This is a genomic window from Enterobacter sp. CC120223-11, assembly GCF_900215375.1.
GTDB lineage: Bacteria > Pseudomonadota > Gammaproteobacteria > Enterobacterales > Enterobacteriaceae > Scandinavium.
Genome location: NZ_OBEF01000036.1, coordinates 1 through 2,832, shown reverse-complemented (window position 1 = coordinate 2,832; position 2,832 = coordinate 1). Strand labels below are relative to the sequence as shown.

At 53.8% G+C, this 2,832-nt stretch carries 3 protein-coding genes and 1 tRNA gene; 2 read left to right on the top strand and 2 right to left on the bottom strand.

Annotation, left to right across the window (positions count from 1 at the left end):
* The first annotated feature begins 316 nt into the window (after positions 1–316).
* Entirely contained in the window at positions 317–1,732 is a 1,416-nt protein-coding gene (gltX, locus tag CRO87_RS22225; RefSeq protein ID WP_097165053.1) for a glutamate--tRNA ligase, read from the top strand.
* A gap of 46 nt (positions 1,733–1,778) precedes the next feature.
* Here gltX and CRO87_RS22220 read toward each other — a convergent pair whose 3' ends face one another.
* Together CRO87_RS22220 and CRO87_RS22215 are read right to left on the bottom strand one after the other, a co-directional pair.
* On the bottom strand, positions 1,779–2,174 hold the full coding sequence (locus CRO87_RS22220; RefSeq protein WP_097165052.1) for a YfeC-like transcriptional regulator: 396 nt from the start codon (positions 2,172–2,174) through the stop codon (positions 1,779–1,781).
* The gene (locus CRO87_RS22215) at positions 2,174–2,536 is read right to left on the bottom strand and encodes a YfeC-like transcriptional regulator (RefSeq protein ID WP_097165051.1); all 363 of its coding nucleotides are present in this window, start codon (positions 2,534–2,536) and stop codon (positions 2,174–2,176) included. Before CRO87_RS22215 ends, CRO87_RS22220 begins: the two co-directional genes overlap by 1 nt.
* A gap of 218 nt (positions 2,537–2,754) precedes the next feature.
* Here CRO87_RS22215 and CRO87_RS22210 point away from each other — a divergent pair.
* A tRNA-Ala gene (locus tag CRO87_RS22210) sits at positions 2,755–2,830 on the top strand.
* Positions 2,831–2,832: the final 2 nt, after the last annotated feature.

The following is a 2,832-nucleotide window of genomic DNA, read 5'->3' as shown; positions in this document are numbered from 1 at the left end:
TCGAACCGCCGACCCCCTCCTTGTAAGGGAGGTGCTCTCCCAGCTGAGCTAATCACCCCCGCTGTGTGGAGTCGCATTATAGGGAGAGTTGAAAATGAGTCAACGCCTTTTCCAAAGATTTTGTTTGTTCGTCGTAAAATTAAACAAAACGATCGCAAATTGCCCCATGGCGCATGATTTATAAACAAAATCCGCTAAGCGCAGCGTTTCAGCGGGATCAACATTGAGGATTCAGGTGGGAGTGATAGAATATTGCCCATTGTTTTTTTCCAGGATTTGCCGGCTGTCGGCAACTTTCTAAACGTAAGGCCATTTCATGAAAATCAAAACTCGCTTCGCGCCTAGCCCGACCGGCTATCTGCACGTCGGCGGTGCTCGTACTGCTCTTTATTCCTGGCTTTTTGCTCGCAACCACGACGGTGAGTTCGTGCTGCGTATTGAAGACACCGACCTCGAGCGCTCCACGCCGGAAGCCATCGAAGCTATTATGGACGGCATGAACTGGCTGAGCCTGGAGTGGGACGAAGGCCCTTACTACCAGACCAAACGTTTCGATCGCTACAACGCGGTGATTGATGAGATGCTGGTCGCTGGCACGGCGTATAAATGCTACTGCTCCAAAGAGCGTCTGGATGCCCTGCGTGAAGAGCAAATGGCGAAAGGCGAGAAGCCACGTTATGACGGCCGTTGCCGCCATGGCCACGAGCATCACGCCGCCGACGAACCTTGTGTGGTGCGTTTTGCCAACCCGCAGGACGGTTCCGTTATTTTTGACGACCAGATCCGTGGCCCGATCGAGTTCAGCAACCAGGAGCTGGATGACCTGATCATCCGTCGTACAGACGGTTCCCCAACCTACAACTTCTGTGTTGTGGTGGATGACTGGGATATGGAAATCACCCACGTTATTCGTGGCGAAGACCATATCAACAACACCCCACGTCAGATCAACATTCTGAAAGCCCTGAACGCGCCGGTGCCGGTTTACGCGCACGTGTCGATGATCAACGGTGATGACGGCAAGAAACTCTCCAAGCGCCACGGTGCGGTCAGCGTAATGCAGTACCGCGATGATGGCTATCTGCCAGAGGCGCTGCTGAACTATCTGGTGCGCCTGGGCTGGTCCAGCGGCGATCAGGAAATCTTCAGCCGTGAAGAGATGATTAAGCTGTTCTCCCTGAGCGCGGTCAGCAAATCGGCCAGTGCGTTTAACACCGAAAAACTGCAGTGGCTGAATCATCATTACATCAACACGATGGCACCAGAATACGTGGCAACGCACCTGCAATGGCACATCGAGCAGGAAAACATCGATACCCGCACCGGCCCGCAGCTGTCTGAACTGGTGAAACTGCTGGGTGAGCGCTGCAAAACCCTGAAAGAGATGGCGGCGAGCTGCCGTTACTTCTACGAAGAGTTCGATGAGTTTGATGCAGACGCGGCGAAAAAACACCTGCGTCCGGTCGCTCGTCAGCCGCTGGAAGTGGTTCGCGATAAGCTGAATGCCATTACCGACTGGACCGCTGAAAACGTCCATCATGCCATTCAGGCGACGGCCGATGAGCTGGAAGTGGGAATGGGTAAAGTGGGCATGCCACTGCGCGTTGCCGTGACCGGTGCGGGGCAGTCTCCGGCGCTGGATGTTACAGTCCATGCTATTGGTAAGAGCCGCAGCGTGGCACGTATCAACAAAGCACTGGCCTTTATTGCCGAACGTGAAAATCAGCAGTAACCGGCATCAATAAAAACAAAAACGGCGGGCCTGGGCCTGCCGTTTTTTATGCGCTTTCGTCGGTGATGTTTAGCTTATGAAGAAAGCCGCTTAGCCCTTCACGTACCAGCAGTATCTGCAAACGCTGTTTTTCTTCTGCTGTCATCATGCCCAGCACATCCTGAATTTGCCGCCAGACGGGATCTTTATCCTGCGTATGGTAGGGATAATCAGGTTCAGCGGCCTGCAACGTGAGCGACATGTGGCGAAGTTTCGGCGTGGATGCCAGAAACTCTCTGACGTCAGGCGTAATATGAATGAGCCGCGCCCGACCGCCTTTCACGCCTGGAACAGGTTCCGTTACCCAGTTTTGCTCTCGGATCCAGCGATTAATTGTCTGCTTCGCCATCCCCACGCAGTTCGCCAGCTCCACCGTGGTCATCTTGCTGTGAAGTGTTTTCATCAGGATTCTTTCGTCCGGATACCCAGGCGGGAGAGTAAGCCCGTGATGCCCTCACGTAAAAGCAGGCTGGTAAGCTGTTGCTGCTCGCGCTCAGACATCTCTTTGGCAAGCGACAACAGCAGTGAGTCGAAATTGTCTTCCGAAAGGGGGTGAGCCGTTCCCGGGTTATCGGCGGCGCGCTGCGCACTGCGAATAAACTCGCGAACTTGTTCACTGATATGCACCACGCGTGCTTTACCGCCCTGAATGCCAGGCCTTGGCGAGGTTTCCCAGCCCTCTTTACGCACCCATTTGTTGATGGTTTGTCGGCTGTAACCGGTCAGATGGGCGAGCTCCTCCGGCGTCATTCGTTCCTTGATCATGCTATGTCCTGAGTGCCTGTGTGGAATTAGTGCTTCATGTTATAGCATCCTTTTAATTGAAAACGTGACGCGTTTAACTCCTGATTGCGAGAACGCTCGCAATGTCATCCAGTTGCATGCTTTTTCAGCGATTGAAGTTGGCAGCAACATTTTGACGTTGACACCCGGTAAGGGAATTCATATGATGCCGCCCGTCAACACGACACGCTTTACGTTACGGGGCTATAGCTCAGCTGGGAGAGCGCCTGCATGGCATGCAGGAGGTCAGCGGTTCGATCCCGCTTAGCTCCACCAAA

Coding starts and splice junctions, on each gene's coding strand:
- CRO87_RS22220 (WP_097165052.1), bottom strand. CDS start 2,174: ATGAAAACACTTCACAGCAAGATGACCACGGTGGAGCTGGCGAACTGC.
- gltX (WP_097165053.1), top strand. CDS start 317: ATGAAAATCAAAACTCGCTTCGCGCCTAGCCCGACCGGCTATCTGCAC.
- CRO87_RS22215 (WP_097165051.1), bottom strand. CDS start 2,536: ATGATCAAGGAACGAATGACGCCGGAGGAGCTCGCCCATCTGACCGGT.